This window comes from Mucilaginibacter sp. OK268 (genome assembly GCF_900103125.1).
Classification (GTDB): domain Bacteria; phylum Bacteroidota; class Bacteroidia; order Sphingobacteriales; family Sphingobacteriaceae; genus Mucilaginibacter.
The window spans coordinates 47,010-63,658 of the sequence record NZ_FNJV01000013.1 but is presented as its reverse complement, the minus strand read 5'-3'; the positions used below and the strand labels follow the sequence as shown (position 1 = coordinate 63,658).

Here is a 16,649-nt window from a genome sequence, read left to right as displayed (position 1 = left end):
TCAGGATGACTCTGGGAGACTTTTGGATTACAGATAACATTTGAATATTGAACATCAATACCTTGATGAAAAAAACAATAATAGCGCTGGTATTAATCATTGCCTCGAGTTCTTCTTTCGCGCAGCAGATCAAGCGTTTTAATCCCGATACGATACGTACTATTGTTATCGACTCGTTGGTTGATATCAAATCGCACAGGCTAAACGCGCAGGATTTTATTGATGCCGTACTGGCCGATACCAGTTTTTACAAGGCTTTTCAAAACATGAAACGCTACGGTTTTACCGCCGAGAACCGCATTTTTACTTACGATAAAAAGAACAAGGTTGATGGTAAAATATACCGCAAGATCATCCACAGCAATGCTGCCGGCAAACACCGGATGGAGTATATAGCCAAAGCGGATAGCGGTAACGTGTTTAAAAAGAACGGTAAATACCAACTATATACCGTAGAGATGTTCGACTATATTTTCATGAACGCCTATAACTCCGACTTTACCAAAGGCGATGCGCTGCCAGGATCAGGAGGTAAAAATGAATCGTATAAAGACAAACTTAAAACACTCATTTTTACCCCGGGGCGTAAGGTAAAAGGGATCCCTTTTATCAGCAGCAAAACCGAGATATTCGCGGGCGATATGCGTGGGTACTATTACTACGAATTTGCGCGTGGGAAGTACCTGGATACTATCCCGGTTTACCGTTTCAGGGTACGGTGCAAGCCCAGCACATCAGACGGTGATACCATGATCAAGGAAATGACCACCATATTTGATGAGCGCACCTTCCAAATATTGGGCCGATATATCGATATGAAGTTCAGCAATATGTTTGTTGATTTTAATGTGCAGATGAACATCGAGCTCAATAATTTCGGTGGTGAACTGCTGCCCACTAAAATAACCTACCAGGGCAACTGGAATATCCCTTTTCATAAAGAAGAACGCGCCAGCTTTTTAATTGTACATAAGGATTACAAAAAGGAATAAGCCAATCAATTATAATTCTTCTGATAAATGGCCGGGGTAATCCCTGTCCACCGTTTAAAGGTGCGGGTAAAAGCGCTTAGCTCGTTATAACCCAGCATGTAGGATATTTCCTTAACCGGATAGGAACCTGCTTTTAAATAGTTAATGGCCAGTGATTTGCGCACCTCATCAGCCACCTGCTGAAAGTTAATGCCTTCTTCTTTGAGTTTCCGTTGCAAAGTTCGCGCGCTGATATTAAAGTTGGCCGCTATATCTTCCAACGATACGATGCCTAAATAAGAGTTGGCCAGCAAATAATTATGGATCCGGTTTTTGAGCGTTTGTTTTTCAGCCAGCGCATCTTTCAGCGGACTTACCTTTTGGAGTAAGATCTGCTGTAGTTCATAGTTAGCGGTGATGATCTGCTCGTCCCAGTATTTTTTATCAAAGGTGAGGGTGTTAGTAGCGGCATTCATAACCGGCTTGCAGCGCATTACGCGTTCATATTCCGCAATGTTATCAATTGGCCTGCCGTAGCTGATAGCCCGCGGACTTATCTTTTTCATCATCAATCCATCCAGTTCATGTACCACAAAAACCATCAACAGGTCAAGTGTTTGTACCGATGTAGTAGAGCTTTGCCAATCAGGTGAAGTTGGGATAAATTCTACCGAAAAAGAATCTTCATTTTGCCTTACATTCAAAGTAAATGCTGTGGTGATTAAATGGGTTAACGATGCGGCAATAGTTAAGGCATTACCAACGGTTTCGCTGCTCTTAATGATCTCGCCAACAATACCCAGTGCCGATAGCTGCAACGACTCACCAAAGTGCAGGCCAAATAAATCATCCTTACTTAAATGAATAGCGTTGAGCCATAAGTCGCCCACCTGTTTGGGGCTAAGCGGCTGTTTATCCGTTTGCAACTGGGCCGTGGATATGTTTGATAAACGGCACAATGTTTCGGGAGACAGGTCGCGTTGTACAGCGTAGGCCAGTAAACTTATTGTTAGTTTTTTAAGCTGATCTTCCATGATTTTTTGATTGCTGTACTAATGTACCTGTAGTAAATGGCACTGCCAAAAAATGGCGTAATGTGGTAAGCAGATGTCGCGTAATGGTAAGTTATAAGCTGGCTTTCCGGGCGACCTTTGGTTTATCAAAAAGAAAGGAAAACACCATGTCGCTATTTAAAACAAAGCATTTATCAATCAAAATGACCGGTGTGCTATGCCTGTTGGCCACCATTGGCTACAGCCAGACACAACTAACAAATTCTATTCATCAAACAACAACAAGTAACATGAAAAACGAAGTAAAACAAGTAGTAACCGATTTTTTAAACGCCGTACAAGTGGCAGATATTGAAAAATTAAACACCCTGTTACATCCTGATGTGCAGTGGAGCCAGCCAGGTAACAGTCGCATTTCGGGCATTAAACATTCCAGTAATGAGGTGTTTCAGATGGTAGGCAAAATGTTTGAACTATCTGCCAATACCTTAAAGCTCACCGATATCAAATCCATCTGTGTTAGTGGTAACAAAGTGGCCTGCCTGCTGCACTGGAATGCCGCCCAGCCTGCCGGTGGTATTTTGGATGTAGATAATATTGATGTGTACACCGTGGAGAATGGCAAGATCATCAAGGTTGAAGTATTTACCGCTGATGAAGCTAAAGAAGAAATGTTCTGGGGCGATTGAAATCTTTATACCATTAGGTTATCCACAGAGACGCATCGTAGGCGTCTCTTTTTGTTTGATACTTATAATGAGGGGTTTAATATCTGTTTAAAATAGCTTATTTTTAAGATGAAATCAGCAAACCGGCATTATCATGACATTTAAGTTATTTATCAAAAACAAGCGTATTGTGCTATATGGCGCCGCGTTGGCTGTGCTTTTGTTTTTATTGAAATGGCTCGAGTTTCATTTTATTATTATCAGTAACGCTTATGAGGTTTATGTAGGTGCCATAGCTGTGCTCTTTACTTTGCTTGGGATCTGGCTTGCCTTAAAATTGACTAAGCCCAAAGTTGAAATGGTGGTAGTTGAAAAACCAGTTTATATCAGTAACGTGTCTGACTTTTCTCCAAATCAGCATGAATTGACCCGTCTTAATCTGAGCCGGCGTGAGCTGGAAGTATTGGAGTTGATGGCCGAAGGGCTAAGTAATCAGGAAATATCCGCACGTTTGTTTGTATCGTTAAATACCATTAAAACGCACTCATCAAACCTGTTTGATAAAATGGAAGTAAAACGCCGGACGCAGGCTATTGAAATGGCTAAAAGATTGTGCATTATACCCTAATAAAGCTCATACTTTGGTATGAAATGATGTTTCGTTCATCAAAATCACCCAAAAGTATGACCGTAAAAAGTTTTTGATCGCTCAACTTTGTCCTGTTAAACCAATTAAAATAAACATCATGAAAAAAAATGTACTTGTTTTTGGAGCAATCGCAGGAATCATCACAGCAGGATGGATGATGGTTGCGGTTGTTGGCCACTACAATAACTCAAACTTTGAGGGCAGTATGTGGATGGGCTACGTATCTATGATCGTGGCCTTTTCCTTTATTTTTGTCGCTGTCAAAAATTTTAGGGATAAATATAATAATGGCGCTATCTCCTTTGGGAAGGCTTTTAAAATGGGGCTTTACATCGCGTTGGTGGGTTCAACCATATATGTACTGACATGGCTGGTTGCGTATTATTGTTTCATGCCCGATTTTATGGATAAATATGTGGCGCACGTTATCTCCAAAGCACAAGCGAGTGGGGCCAGCCAGGCCGAGATCGCCCGGCAAAAGGAGCAAATGGCAGGTTATGCCGCTATGTATAAAAATCCGCTGGGGGTGATCGTGCTTACCTATATGGAGATTTTGCCTGTGGGCCTGGTTATCGCTTTAATAGCCGCATTGATCTTAAAACGCAAGCCTGCTACTGAGGTGGGGATACCTGCTGTTTAATAATTTTTAGGTCTCTTTTGCGGGAGGATATATTTCGCGAAACTCTGAAGAAGAAAAGGCATCCTTAAAGGATAAAACAAGGTGTCATGCTGAGCCCGTCGAAGCATGGTGGGCGGCCTCTGTTCACGACGCTTCGACGAGCTCAGGGTGACAGGCCTATTTGTTTTTAAAGGTTTTCGCTAATTCTGGCAATAGATCCCAATTGCCATTTATAATAGCCTCTTTCTTTTCGCGCCGCCAGCCTTTTACTTGTTTTTCAAAAGCGATTGCCTGATTGACGTCATTAAACACTTCATTAAAAACAAGTGTTACAGGTAGGCGTTTATAAGTATAACACTTTGGGTTTTCGCCTGATTGGTGTTCTATTAATCTTCTTTCGATGTTGTTGGTTATTCCTGTATAATAGGTGCCGTCGCTACAACGCAATATATAAACATGATAATGGTTCATCAATTTAAAGATAGCTAATCGTCTTGGTAAAAATAGAAAAACGGGTGTCATGGAGCCCCGTCGAAGCATGGGGGGCAGGCCTCTGCGCACGCCCTTCGACAAGCTCAGGGTGACAGGCCTTTTGTACACGGTATCTACGATATATTATAATCAGAGACGCATGTGATGCGTCTCTACAAAAAAGCCGGATCTTTAATGATGGGCCTTCCAGGTTTTTAGTTCCTCGGCAATAAAATGGTTTACCAGGTCGGCGTACATTTTTTCTATCGCGTCGGGGCAAAGTCCTTCTGCTTGTGCCCAGGACCTTCTTTCGGCAAGCATGGCTTTAAACCGCTCGGGCGAGGCTACGTCAGTGGGGTTTCTTTTGAATTTGGCAGCCGCTTGTACATACTTAAACCGGCGACCTATTAATGCGATCACCAGCCTGTCTATAGCGTCAATTTCCCGACGTATATCGGTCATGTCCCGGCATTCGTCGGGTAGGTTGCTGGTGGTCATCTTTTTATACTTATAGGAGGGCTTAGCTTCGTTATTTTTCAGTGTAGCAACGATCATTTTTATATGGCCAGATCTTCCTCCGTAACAACCTGGTAGCGCGCTTCATGCAGGATAGGGAAATTGCAGGAGTTAGCAATAAAACACATTTTATTAGCTTCCTTATGCAGTTCCTCGGCTTTGTCAATCATCGCCCTGTCCATAATGGTAATCACCGGTCTTAACAGTATCACGGTAAAGCAGCCGCTTCCGTTCCTGTTCTCAAGCATTACGCCTTCGGCATTGTCTTCATAGGCGGTTACCACAACTCCCACTGTAGTGCACAAATGCAGGTACCACAGCATATGACAAGAAGAAACCGCCGCAACCAGCAGGTCCTCGGGACTGTGCTTTGATCTGTCGCCACGAAAATTTGGATCTGATGAACCTAAGATACACTGTTTGCCATCAATGTTGATCTCGTGACATCGTTCATAAGCCCGGTAATCTTTAGTTCCGTCACCTGTATTACCGGTCCAGGTTACGTTTGTTTGATAATGATGATTTTTCATTAGATAATTTGTTTTTTAATCGCAATGAAGCTATCATGAGCCGATTTATCCATTCTGGTGTGAGCGGTAGCTCATGATGGTTTCATAGTGTAATATAAAGTAGGGTCGGCAGGACTCAAACCCGTTTCCTGCTATCGTTTTTTAATTAAGTTATATCCGCTAACCAGCATATAAAAGCCATAAGCAGAAGTGGCCAGGGCTACTCCAATACCCATTATGGTTAAATCAAGCGCCTGGGTATACTGGTGACCGGCCATCAGGATGATACCGGTTAAGGCTGCCAGGCAGGTCCAGGTGGCTAAATAATAGTCGATTGTTCTGTTGAACACTTTTGCCATGGGGTAAAAGTGCAAACCAACAATCAGGGCAATGGCGGGTAACGTAAACTGTTGATATCCCAACACCAGCAGTATAACCGAAATAATGGGTATGGCCGTTCCTTCAATACCAAAAATGATCCCGAAACGGGTAGCCATCATTTTACCTTCGGCCGCATCGCTGTCGCCGGTAAATTTGGGAAATCTTTGCGCAGCTATTAATATTGTAATGCCGTATACCACAAATATGACACTGAAAATAGAAAAAAGGATCAACACCGCGTGATGATCATAATGCTCCAGGCCGCCCTGTGCTATACCCGCCCACATCATGGTAAAAAGGGCCATGAGCAATAAGCCCCCACCAATACTGCGGATAGCTATTCTTGGTAAAATTTGTGGTTCAATTGCCATGGTTTTAATTATTTACGCTGATTAATGATAAAGTGATACAACAACAAACTATCTGTTCTTTACAAAACTACAGGTGGTTAGCGGTAATAAATTGTATAAAAACGACATATAAGCAGGAGCAATGCTGCTATGCCTGCTATTTTTACTCTGCAGTTTTAATATGGCTCAGGTTTTGAATTTTACCCTCGCCGAACGACCAGTTTTCTTTGCCGCCGTTTTCTACCAGTGTGATGATCACATCATTGATCAGTACAGGGGTTTGGGCTGCTATTTTACCGGCGATGGCGGCGTATAGTTTTTCTTTTTGTTGATAGGTGCGGCCCGAGCCTGCCGTTATCTGCACGTACACCATATTGCCGCTGTGCGCTATACCCAGATAGTTTTTGGGGTAGTATAATTGCGAGGCCTCCAGCTCTTCAATAACATGAAAGTAATCATCCAGGGGTACATTAAATTCTGCCATTAATGATTCATGTACCGCCTTGGATATTTTGTCCTTGGCATCAGTAGCCAATGTTTTCAATAAGCTTATTCGTACAAAAGGCATAAAACTAAATTATGGATAAATATTATACTAACTTATTTTAGATAAGTTTTTTAGCATTTTGTTACTTCTTAATGACAAAAACGTACTGATTTAGCACAATAATTACCTTGCCTGATTTTTTACATGCCGTAAATAACGGCATGTCTGTTTTGCTTGTTTAAACGTATAAGTTTTATCTATAACGGGGTTGCTATCAATAAAATTCAGGATATACTTTAAGCGCTTTAGCCTGCTTTTCATCATGCCCAAAAATGGGGAAGGCCTTATGCTCAGCAGCAATAGCTTGTATCTTTTTTAATGATGGGGCTGCCAGTTCCGGATCCGGTGCAGCATAGGGTATATTATTCCTGAAGTTAGCTTCTGTTAGCGCGGCATCGATACAAAGCAACACATAACTGGAACTTGCTGTATTGATGAGTACCGACTGATGACCGGGTGAGTGGCCCGGCGTTGATATCAACCGGATATTATCGCACAGCTGGTAGTCGCCATCAATTACCTGGTAGTTCATATCCCTGATACGGCATGCCGGCGGCGAATAATTTTCATCGTCTAAAATAGCCAACTCATTTTGTTGTACCAGAATGGGGGTACGGGTTTCCAGGAAATAGGGGTTCCCGCCGGAATGGTCGCTGTGAAAATGTGTAGCGATCACCAGTTTGATATCTTCCGGTTGGTAGCCAACACGTTTAAGCAGATTGGGGATGCGGTGTTCCTCCTTCATATACATGTACAACAATCCGTCGAGCGGTGTGCCCTTGTAAAAATCGGGATTGTTCAGAAAAACTTCGGCAAAGCCTGTGTCTATCAGGATAGGCCCATCGCTGGTATCCAGTAAATAAATGCAAAGCGGCGAATGGATCATTTGGGGGTTATCGGCCCCCAGATCGGTATTGAAGAAAAACGCCTTAAGTATCCCATGGCCTGCCGGGATGATGTACAACTTATTTACGACAAGATCTTTGCTGAGCATACGGTTAATGTTTAAAATTTAAACAGCACTTTTCCTTCTTTTTTTGCTTCAACGGCGGTTTTGATAGCCTCCTGGTAATTATCAAGTGGAAAGCTCGCGGCAACTTCCATTTTAAATTGAGGATCACCAATAATGGTTACCAGCGAATTTATGATACTGGCCTTTTGTTCGGCAGTTTTACTTTCCAGGTAAGCCCTGATACCGAATCCGTTGATGGAGATATTTTTGTAAAGCACATCGGCGCTGTAAAGCTGTATGGGGTCAGGGCTTAAGCGGCTGTAAATGATCAGTCGGCCGCCGGGTTGCAGGCATTTTAAAACATCGCTGCCGGTTTTGCCACCTACCGCGTCCAAAGCTACGTGAGCGCCTTTACCTTCGGTTACCTGTTGGACGTATTCGATCAGGTCATCTTTATTTACATTAATAACATGAGCACCATAAGCGGTTAAAGTAGCTGTATTTTTATCATCCCTCACGGTAGCTATTACATTTATGCTGCGCAGCTTGGCTATTTGTATGATCAATTTTGATACGACTGAATTACCCGCGGTGATCAATAGCCAGTCGCCAGTCTTCAAGTCTGCCCGCTCCAGTAAACCCCAGGCGGTAATCGGGTTTAGCGCAAACTGAATGGCTTTATCTACCGGAAAATCATCGGGTAGCACCAGTACATCATCCTTTGACAAGGCTACATATTCGGCCCAGGCATTCCGACTGAAAAAAGATACGAGGGCGCCAACCGGCAGATCGACACCTGGGCCTGTGCTTTCAATAATGCCGGCCCCTTCCAGTCCCGCTATCTGCGGTAACTCGGGCTTGACCCGGTAATTACCACTGATGAAGAAAAAATCAGAAGGGTTTATTGGGCTGCCCAGGGGTTTTACAATTACCTGATTTTCCTTTGTTGTGGGTTTGTCAAACTGTTTTAATAACAACACATTTTGAGGGTCACCCGTTTCTTCAAAATAGATGGCTTTCATTATAGGTTAGTTAGTTTTAAAGAGGCTTCATTATAGCGGCCGCCGGTATCAGGGTATTTTAACAACAAGGCGCCTATTTCCTGCAAATCGGCAGTGGATAATTTTACATCAACGGCACCGGCATTTTCCTGCAGGTACTTACGTTTTTTGGTGCCAGGGATAGGTATAATATCATCGCCCTGTGCCAATACCCAGGCTAAAGCCAGTTGTGCAGGTGTGGCGTTTTTTTGTTGGGCAATATCGGCAAAGGCATGAGCTAGTTTTTGGTTATTGTCCCAATTGTCCTCGCTAAAACGGGGCAGCATCCTGCGGAAGTCATCAGCCGCTAATTCGTCTTTACTTACCGTGTTGGTTACCAAGCCACGGGCCAGCGGACTGTAAGGTACCAGCGAAATATTCAGTTCGCGCAGGGTGGACAGGATATCACCTTCTACATCACGGCTCAGTAAAGAGTATTCGCTTTGCAGTGCGGCTATCGGGTGAACCGCATGTGCCTTGCGAATGCTGGCCGCGGACGCTTCTGACAGGCCCAGGTAACGTACTTTCCCTTCTTTAACCAGCTCGGCCATAGCGCCAACCATTTCTTCCACAGGTACATTAGGATCGATGCGGTGCGCATAGTACAGGTCGATGGTGTCGATACCTAAACGTTTCAGGCTTCCTTCCACCGCGTTTTTGATATGGGCGGGTGATCCGTCGAAATAAATATTTGAATTTCCGCTGCCTGCGTAAGGAGCATTGGGATCACGGTACCTGAAACCAAATTTGGTAGCGATAAATACTTTATCGCGATTGGTTTTAAGTACTTTCGATATCAGTTCTTCGTTTTTACCGTCGGCGTACATATCGGCCGTATCCCAAAAGTTGATGCCCAGGTCGAGCGCCAGGTTAAGGGTGGCTATAGACTCTTCATTATCAATGGGGCCATAGGCAAAGCTCATACCCATGCAACCCAGGCCAATGGCCGATAATTTTTCGTTGGTGTTTCCTAAATTTCTGTATTCCATAGTGTTTCTGTTTTGATAATACAAATATATAGCGCCCACGAACCGTGCCGTTTACACTTATCAAACCAAAACCTATAAAATTCAAACAATTAGCCTCACCTATATCCTCTCCAAAGGAGAGGACTTCAACTTCGCTTTTTGAACCCTCTCCTTTGGAGAGGAGGGTGAAGTTCTCAAACAATTAAACGCGGAAGGCTTTTGGATTGAGTGTGGTTTGTTTTTTAAAGAAGTTATTAAAGTAGGCCGGGTATTCAAAGCCCAGGCTGTAGGCAATATCAGCCACGTTCCAGTCGGTATAGCGGAGCAGGGCCTTGGCTTCTTTGGCCACGCGTTCGGCAATGTGCATACTGGTGGTTTTGCCGGTGATCTCTTTCACCGCCCGGTTCAAATGATTCACATGTACCGATAAACGGCCGGCATAATCGGCAGCGGTACGCAGCTTCAACGCATAATTGGGCGAATCGATAGGGAATTGGCGCTCCAGCAGCTCCATAAATAAATTGGCTATGCGCGATGAAGCGTTGCTGTGTTTAAAAAAAGAATCGGCCGGTTTTAGTTTAAGCGCCTCGTGTACAATAAGGTTTACATAATTACGCAGCAGATCATATTTATACATATAATCGCTATCGATCTCATCCAACATTTTGCAAAATATATCGCTGATGATCTTCACTTGTTCATCATTAACAAAATAAACCGGACTGCCGCCTACTTTAAACAAAGGCGAATCAATAAAACTTTCGCTGCGGTTGTTACTGCTAATAAAATCTTCAGTAAAGAGGCAAAAATAGCCGGTTTGCTGTACCGGGGCTGCCTCCCAGGAGTAGGGGATGGTTGGATTTGAGAATACCAGGGCACATTTATCAAACGTGATGCCCTTATCGGCATAATACAAGGTGCCTCCTCCGATGCTCAATGATATTTTATAAAAATCGCGACGGTGATAGCTGGTCAGGTTATGACAGATCTCGCCACGGGGGTATACATTAAAGTGCCCGGCGCCACGTTGATTATCTGCCAGGGGCATCATCTTCATGGCGGGATGACCTTCGTAAAATTCTTCGATTGTTTCGGTTGGATGCATACTCAAAGTTATGAAATTCAAATAACCGGGAAGATGACCGCAATGGATATGCGGCTATCACCATAAATCTTTACATTAAGATTGCAGCTTGGCCAATCGTTCTTTAGCCCGTTGAGGCAGACCTGTGTTGCCGCTTTGCTTATCGTAGTTCAATTGAAGATGAGTGATGAGCCAGATGCCGTTTTGCTTTTCCAGTTTAGTATGGTAAGTTCCGGAAATTGTCCATACATCGTCGTCCATAAAATGATCGGCCTTGCCCACATAATCTGCATCGGCCTGGTTGCCGTGAAGTTTTACCCTGAACTCGGAGATCTGATGATGGGTAGAGTCAAAACCCGGCATAAAATGCGACCAGATATCTATAATTTCCTGGGGTGTTTGTACAGAAGGTTCACCGCCCACCATTGAAGTATAGTCGTACAAAACAGTTTCCGCCATTACATTGTGCACTGATTCCCAGTCACGGGCATCAACGCTATTGAATAAATTTGTAATTGCTTGTATTATTTTATTGCCTTCCATACCCCTTTAGATGTTAAAATATTGAATTTGTTTCAAACTTAAACCTAATTAATTAATAATTTATCAATATCGGCTATGCATCATTCCAGGTGCCCGGTTTGAGTTAGCTGATCATTAATAGTTTGTAGTTTTTCGATAATAGTTGCCCACTCGGCACGTTGCTTTTTGACTCTTCGTGGAATCAGATAGAAATAAGCGAAAGCCATCCATGCGAATAAACAAATATACGCAACACTTCCCCAAATAGCACCCATTTTTATAACCGGCTCAATCATAAATAAAGTCACACCAACAAATAGGGTGATCAGGTACAGTTTTACTAATTTGGTTTCAACAATTTCCTGTTTCCTTTTGATGGCCAATAACTCCTTTAAATAAGCAAAACTATCGGCCTCGGCATGGCTTTTAAACAAATCTAATAATAAACCATTGGAAATCAATAGATAAGCCACGAAGCCGGTAATGGTAAGCAAACCACCTATAACGGTGGTAATCATAGAGGAATGATAGCCGTAATAGAGGAAAACTATATAATAAATAGTTACGGCTATCAGTAAGCCATTTGTCCAAAGCAATTTATTCCTCGTTTTTTTCTTCAGCCGGCCTGATTTTTTAATAACCTCCTTTATATCAGGCTTAGCAACAACATCCTGCTGTTGCCAAATGGCTTTAAAATCAATATTGGTGCTCATACTTTTTGAATTTTTGGGAGAGCTTTTCTTTTATCCGGTAAACTTTTACCCTGATGTTGGTTTCGGAAAGGCCTACGATGTTCGCGATTTCGGCTTGTTTAACATCCTCCAGTTCCAATGAAATAATAATACGATCGATCTCGGGCAGTTCGGCAATACATTTGTACAGCAGTTGCACCTGGCTATCAGTGTCTGGCGGTGGTTTATCTTCCAGTTGAACCGGCATTTCGCCCTTGGGCATTTTACTTTGCTTTTCCAGTTGCCTTAAACAGTGGTTGGAGGCTATACGATATATCCAGGTACCGATGGTCGATTCATTGCGAAACTGCGATAACTTTTGCCATACCGTAATAAAAGTTTCCTGGGTAACATCCTGCGCCCAGTCATGATCATTCATATATCCCATACACAGGCGGAATATCTTGCTGTAATAAGTGTCGTATATTTCTTCGAATGACATGTTTTGAACTCCAGTCCAATGTTTATGCGCTGTTAGATACCAAATTTTTTAAAATGCTACACTTTTATAAAAGTATTAATGATAGATTGTAAAGTTTGCGCCACTCTTTCAAAAGTTTAAACAGGGACGCCAGAAATACGTTTATATTAGGATCATGATAAACCAATATGGCTGCCGATATTAATAAACAAGAGTTATTACCCCATTTGTTCCGTACCGAATACCGCAAAATAGCTTCGGTGCTTTATAAGCATTTTGGTTTTGAATACCCCGAAATTGCTGAAGATATTGCCAGCGACACTTTTTTAACCGCATCAGAAGTATGGAGTTTAAAAGGATTGCCCGATAACCCGGTAGCCTGGTTATATACCGTGGCCCGCAACAAGGCCAAAGATTATCTGAGACGCGATAAACTATTTGCTCAAAAGATCACCAGCAACCTGCAGGCAGCTTATGAAGGTCCTGAAGAAATGGTGATAGATCTGTCGGACGAGCACATTCGGGATAGCCAGCTCCAACTGATGTTCGCCATCTGCCAGCCCATACTGCCCGCCGAAGCCCAGATAGGTTTGGCACTCCGGATCCTTTGCGGTTTTGGCATCAACGAAATAGCCGACGCCTTTTTATCCAACAAAGAGAGCATTAACAAAAGGCTGTTCAGGGCGAAGGAAAAACTGCGCGAGGAAAATGTAAAGATCGAATTTCCACCGCCAGCCCAGATCAGCACCAGGATACAGCCGGTTTTAACCACATTGTACCTGCTATTTAACGAAGGCTATTATTCCAGCAGTAAAGATACTACCCTGCGTAAAGATCTTTGCCTGGAGGCCCTGCGCCTGGCCGTTTTATTAACCGAAAATAAAAGCACCAATTTGCCCGATACCAACGCGCTTATTGCCCTCATGTGTTTTCACGCTTCGCGCTTTGAGGCTCGTACTGACGAGCACGGAGAAATGATACGCTATGATGAACAGGATACCGGCTTATGGAATACAGAGCTGATAGCAAGAGGTAATGCTTACCTGCACAGGGCATCGCAGGGTGACCAATTAGGTAAATATCACCTGGAAGCAGGTATTGCTTACTGGCATACCATTAATACCGATACACCCCAAAAGTGGGAGAACATATTACAATTATATAACGGCCTGCTGCAAATTGCTTATTCACCCATTGCCGCCCTTAACCGCACTTACGCGCTTTCCAGGGCCAGGGGGAAACAGGAAGCTATAACCGAAGCCGAAAAATTACAGTTGACTGGTAATCATTTGTATCATGTTTTACTGGGACACCTGTATACCGGGATTGATCAGCAGGAGGCTATAAAACATTTACGAACCGCGTTGAAACAGGCGAAAACAACCACCGAGAAAAACCGGATTCGTAAGGACCTGCAAAAATTGGAATAGTTTTGGAAAAGAATCAAGATATTAGAGTCAAGAATTAAGAGCTAATCTAAATGCGCTCAATGATGATTAGTCCTTGGTTTTAATCTTGATTCTTGACTCTAATATCTTGACTCTCAAAAACTATGGCATATGACGAATTATTAGCTAACCGGATACGGGAAGCCCTGAGCGAACAAGAGCAGGTAAATGAAGTAAAGATGTTTCAGGGTTTGTGCTTTATGGTTAATGATAAAATGTGCGTTTGCATACGCAACCAGGATATGCTGTGCCGCATAGGCAACGAGCAGGCGGCTATCGCATTGGAAAATGATAATTGCCGCCAGATGGTACACGGGAGCCGGGTGATGAAAGATTTTGTTTTTGTGGAGGCAGAAAACCTGCGCACAGCGAAAGATTTTGACCATTGGATAAACCTTTGTCTGCAGTTTAACAAGATCGCGAAACCATCCAAAAAGAAGAAAAATAGTTGAAATACCTCTCCATAACTGTTTTTTATACAATTATATCACGTTGATTAATAATTTTTTCCTACTTTACTTCATCGATTGGCATCTAACTTTTTAGATTTTTTTTGGAATTTCTTTTATTTATGCTTATATCGAATGTAATTCTATCTTTGTTTTTTATTATAATTCGGATTATATAAGATGCTAAAATACTCTAAACAGACCAGGTTATTGCTGGCTGTTGACTGCATTATTTTTGGATTTGACGGAGAAGTTTTAAAACTATTACTGATCAAAAGGGGATTTCAGCCCGAGAAAGGGAACTGGAGCCTGATGGGTGGTTTTGTGCAGGGCAGCGAAAGTATTGACCAGGCGGCTAACCGTATCCTAAAACAATTAACCGGGCTGGAGGGGGTATACCTGGAGCAGCTATATACCTTTGGCGAACCTAACCGCGACCCTATGGAACGTACCGTTTCTGTAGCGTACTTCGCGCTTATTGATATACAAAAGTATCAAACTCAGATCAGTTCAGATTATCATGCCGAATGGTTCCAGCTAAAACGGACACCCAAGCTGATATTTGACCAGCAGGAAATGTTGGAGCAGGCCAAAAAACGCATCCGCTATAAAGCGGCCATGCACCCTATATTGTTTGAGCTTTTGCCTACCAAATTTACCATTCCCCAGCTGCAAACGCTTTATGAATGTGTTTTTAATACCACTATTGATAAGCGAAATTTCAGCAAAAGAGTGCTGGCAACCGGGCTGCTCATTAAGCTGACCGATAAAGATAAAGCAGGCTCAAAAAGAGGCGCCTATTATTACCAGCTCAACATGCAGAATTACTACGCCAAATTCCAGGCTTTCATGAATTTTATCCCAAATCCGGATACACTTTAACTTTTATACTTCTTAAAGTTTTTTAATTAGTCGAGCGCTTTCTGGCAAAATAAATAAAAGTGATTTCAACAATCATTAACTGAAAATATTAAACCCAATGTCATTTCGAACGAGGTACGAGGAGAAATCTTTTACGATTCGCATTTGGAACCTTGCATTACGCAGAAGATTTCTCCTCACTCCACTGCTTTGTCCATCGCTGTTTGTCGAAATGACATAGAGGTTTTCTTATTTAGGCCCAATAATTAATCATCATCCGCTCCGCCTTCAGCTTTTGACTCCAGGTAGAATGCTCCCTTTAGCGCTGCTTTGGCATTAGCTGGTAAACTGGTCATCGGTTTAATTTCTACATAACCCAGTTCCATTACACCGGTTGCAACCTCGGCCTTTTTAAAGCTGTAGCTGGTTGCTTTACCTCGTCCGGTTTGCTCATCGGTCACTATATAGATATATTGTCTGCCGCCGGAACGCACAACCGCATCAACCGGAACAGCCGGTACAGGGTGACTGCCTATATTGATGAGGGCGGTAACATACATTCCCGGGATCAGGTTTTTATGCTGCCGGTTATCGATCTCAGCATGAACAATAACACCCTTGCTTTCATTTTCAAAAGATTTATTAATGCCATTGATCTTCCCGGTGATCATCATGTCGCCCTGATTGGTAAGTTGAAAATTTACTTTCTGGCCGAGCTTTACCTGCATCAGATCCTTTTCAAATACGGTAAGGTCGCAATGGATCTTGGAATTATCCACCACTTCCATGATGGATGTGCCCGGCTGTACAAACGCGCCTGTATTGGCCGAGATTTTACCCACGGTTCCGGTGATGGGCGAAACTACAGGAAAACTGGAAACAATATGACCACTGTTAATACGATCTGGACTGATGCTTAATTGCCTGAGCTGACTTTCAAAGGCCTTGATCCGTGAAAGTTCGGCATTATAAGTAGCCTGTGCCGATTGAAATGATTTGCCTGTTCCGGCACCGGCGTCCTGTAACTGGCGCTGCCGGTTAAACTCTGCCTGTACATAGGTAAAATTGCTTTTGGCCGCCAGGTAATCCTGCTGTATTTTGATAAGGTCCTGGTTGCTGATGGTGGCCAATACCTGGCCGCGTTTAACCTGCTGCCCTTCGAGCACACTGATATGCCCGATCACCCCGCCCGAAAGGATGCTTACATCCGCCTTGTTTTGCGGAGGAACAGCCAGCTGCCCGTTTGCCTTGATTACCGCGTCAAGGTTCTTTTGCGGGATAGTACCTACTTCGATGCCCACATTTTTCATTTGGGCCCCAGTAAGCATCAGGTTATCTGGTTTGGCGGTTTTTACTTTGGTTTCCTCTTGTGGTTTATCACTTTCCTTTTTTGACGAACTGCCCGAACAGGCAGCCAGCACGCCGGTACCCAAAATGATCAGTACCGGGATAGCGTATTTATATTTTTGAATCTGCATT

Annotated in this window: 21 protein-coding genes; 7 read left to right on the top strand and 14 right to left on the bottom strand. The window is 43.1% G+C overall.

What is annotated here, in order from left to right; translation table 11 throughout:
• The first annotated feature begins 65 nt into the window (after positions 1 to 65).
• Positions 66 to 992 carry a hypothetical protein gene (locus tag BLR84_RS27825; protein WP_090473530.1) on the top strand — a complete coding sequence of 309 codons (927 nt, stop codon included), beginning with the start codon at positions 66 to 68 and terminating at the stop codon, positions 990 to 992.
• A 5-nt stretch (positions 993 to 997) separates the two neighbouring features.
• Here the strand turns inward: BLR84_RS27825 and BLR84_RS27820 are convergent, their stop codons facing one another.
• A complete protein-coding gene (locus BLR84_RS27820; protein ID WP_090473529.1) occupies positions 998 to 2,005 on the bottom strand; it encodes an AraC family transcriptional regulator in 1,008 nt (335 codons plus the stop codon).
• Positions 2,006 to 2,088: 83 nt separating this feature from the next.
• On the opposite strand from BLR84_RS27820, the gene BLR84_RS27815 reads away from it, so the two are divergent.
• From BLR84_RS27815 to BLR84_RS27805, 3 genes are all read left to right on the top strand, one after another.
• Entirely contained in the window at positions 2,089 to 2,673 is a 585-nt protein-coding gene (locus BLR84_RS27815) for a nuclear transport factor 2 family protein (protein ID WP_255367062.1), read from the top strand.
• A 133-nt stretch (positions 2,674 to 2,806) separates the two neighbouring features.
• Positions 2,807 to 3,280, top strand: a complete 474-nt coding sequence (locus BLR84_RS27810; RefSeq protein WP_090473528.1) for a response regulator transcription factor — start codon at positions 2,807 to 2,809, stop codon at positions 3,278 to 3,280.
• 118 nt (positions 3,281 to 3,398) lie between these two features.
• Positions 3,399 to 3,941, top strand: a complete 543-nt coding sequence (locus BLR84_RS27805; RefSeq protein ID WP_090473527.1) for a DUF4199 domain-containing protein — start codon at positions 3,399 to 3,401, stop codon at positions 3,939 to 3,941.
• A 156-nt stretch (positions 3,942 to 4,097) separates the two neighbouring features.
• Here the strand turns inward: BLR84_RS27805 and BLR84_RS27800 are convergent, their stop codons facing one another.
• From BLR84_RS27800 to BLR84_RS27745, 12 genes are all read right to left on the bottom strand, one after another.
• Entirely contained in the window at positions 4,098 to 4,391 is a 294-nt protein-coding gene (locus BLR84_RS27800) for a GIY-YIG nuclease family protein (protein WP_090473526.1), read from the bottom strand.
• A gap of 192 nt (positions 4,392 to 4,583) precedes the next feature.
• The gene (locus BLR84_RS27795; RefSeq protein ID WP_255367061.1) at positions 4,584 to 4,946 is read right to left on the bottom strand and encodes an isochorismate lyase; all 363 of its coding nucleotides are present in this window, start codon (positions 4,944 to 4,946) and stop codon (positions 4,584 to 4,586) included.
• Positions 4,947 to 4,948: 2 nt separating this feature from the next.
• Positions 4,949 to 5,437 carry an OsmC family protein gene (locus tag BLR84_RS27790; protein ID WP_090473525.1) on the bottom strand — a complete coding sequence of 163 codons (489 nt, stop codon included), beginning with the start codon at positions 5,435 to 5,437 and terminating at the stop codon, positions 4,949 to 4,951.
• A gap of 131 nt (positions 5,438 to 5,568) precedes the next feature.
• Positions 5,569 to 6,168: a hypothetical protein gene (locus BLR84_RS27785; RefSeq protein ID WP_090473524.1), complete on the bottom strand. Its 600-nt coding sequence runs from the start codon at positions 6,166 to 6,168 to the stop codon at positions 5,569 to 5,571.
• Positions 6,169 to 6,310: 142 nt separating this feature from the next.
• Positions 6,311 to 6,715 carry a tautomerase family protein gene (locus BLR84_RS27780; RefSeq protein ID WP_090473523.1) on the bottom strand — a complete coding sequence of 135 codons (405 nt, stop codon included), beginning with the start codon at positions 6,713 to 6,715 and terminating at the stop codon, positions 6,311 to 6,313.
• Between the two features lie 193 nt (positions 6,716 to 6,908).
• Positions 6,909 to 7,688, bottom strand: a complete 780-nt coding sequence (locus BLR84_RS27775) for an N-acyl homoserine lactonase family protein (RefSeq protein WP_090473522.1) — start codon at positions 7,686 to 7,688, stop codon at positions 6,909 to 6,911.
• 11 nt (positions 7,689 to 7,699) lie between these two features.
• Positions 7,700 to 8,668, bottom strand: coding sequence for a zinc-dependent alcohol dehydrogenase family protein (locus tag BLR84_RS27770; RefSeq protein WP_090473521.1), 969 nt, complete (start codon positions 8,666 to 8,668; stop codon positions 7,700 to 7,702).
• A complete protein-coding gene (locus BLR84_RS27765) occupies positions 8,668 to 9,675 on the bottom strand; it encodes an aldo/keto reductase (protein ID WP_090473520.1) in 1,008 nt (335 codons plus the stop codon). The genes BLR84_RS27770 and BLR84_RS27765 overlap by 1 nt, the downstream gene beginning before the upstream one ends.
• Positions 9,676 to 9,856: 181 nt before the next feature.
• Positions 9,857 to 10,759 carry a helix-turn-helix domain-containing protein gene (locus tag BLR84_RS27760; protein ID WP_090473519.1) on the bottom strand — a complete coding sequence of 301 codons (903 nt, stop codon included), beginning with the start codon at positions 10,757 to 10,759 and terminating at the stop codon, positions 9,857 to 9,859.
• A 75-nt stretch (positions 10,760 to 10,834) separates the two neighbouring features.
• Positions 10,835 to 11,281 carry a nuclear transport factor 2 family protein gene (locus BLR84_RS27755; RefSeq protein ID WP_090473518.1) on the bottom strand — a complete coding sequence of 149 codons (447 nt, stop codon included), beginning with the start codon at positions 11,279 to 11,281 and terminating at the stop codon, positions 10,835 to 10,837.
• Positions 11,282 to 11,361: 80 nt separating this feature from the next.
• Positions 11,362 to 11,973 carry a hypothetical protein gene (locus BLR84_RS27750; protein WP_090473517.1) on the bottom strand — a complete coding sequence of 204 codons (612 nt, stop codon included), beginning with the start codon at positions 11,971 to 11,973 and terminating at the stop codon, positions 11,362 to 11,364.
• Positions 11,957 to 12,433: an RNA polymerase sigma factor gene (locus tag BLR84_RS27745; RefSeq protein ID WP_090473516.1), complete on the bottom strand. Its 477-nt coding sequence runs from the start codon at positions 12,431 to 12,433 to the stop codon at positions 11,957 to 11,959. The genes BLR84_RS27750 and BLR84_RS27745 overlap by 17 nt, the downstream gene beginning before the upstream one ends.
• 167 nt (positions 12,434 to 12,600) lie before the next feature.
• Here BLR84_RS27745 and BLR84_RS27740 point away from each other — a divergent pair, with 167 nt between their 5' ends.
• From BLR84_RS27740 to BLR84_RS27730, 3 genes are all read left to right on the top strand, one after another.
• On the top strand, positions 12,601 to 13,842 hold the full coding sequence (locus BLR84_RS27740) for an RNA polymerase sigma factor (protein ID WP_218128517.1): 1,242 nt from the start codon (positions 12,601 to 12,603) through the stop codon (positions 13,840 to 13,842).
• A gap of 122 nt (positions 13,843 to 13,964) precedes the next feature.
• A complete protein-coding gene (locus BLR84_RS27735) occupies positions 13,965 to 14,312 on the top strand; it encodes a TfoX/Sxy family protein (RefSeq protein WP_090473515.1) in 348 nt (115 codons plus the stop codon).
• A gap of 177 nt (positions 14,313 to 14,489) precedes the next feature.
• Positions 14,490 to 15,191 carry an NUDIX hydrolase gene (locus tag BLR84_RS27730; RefSeq protein WP_090473514.1) on the top strand — a complete coding sequence of 234 codons (702 nt, stop codon included), beginning with the start codon at positions 14,490 to 14,492 and terminating at the stop codon, positions 15,189 to 15,191.
• A 245-nt stretch (positions 15,192 to 15,436) separates the two neighbouring features.
• On the opposite strand, the gene BLR84_RS27725 is transcribed toward BLR84_RS27730, so the two are convergent.
• A complete protein-coding gene (locus BLR84_RS27725; protein ID WP_090473513.1) occupies positions 15,437 to 16,648 on the bottom strand; it encodes an efflux RND transporter periplasmic adaptor subunit in 1,212 nt (403 codons plus the stop codon).
• Position 16,649 lies beyond the last annotated feature (1 nt).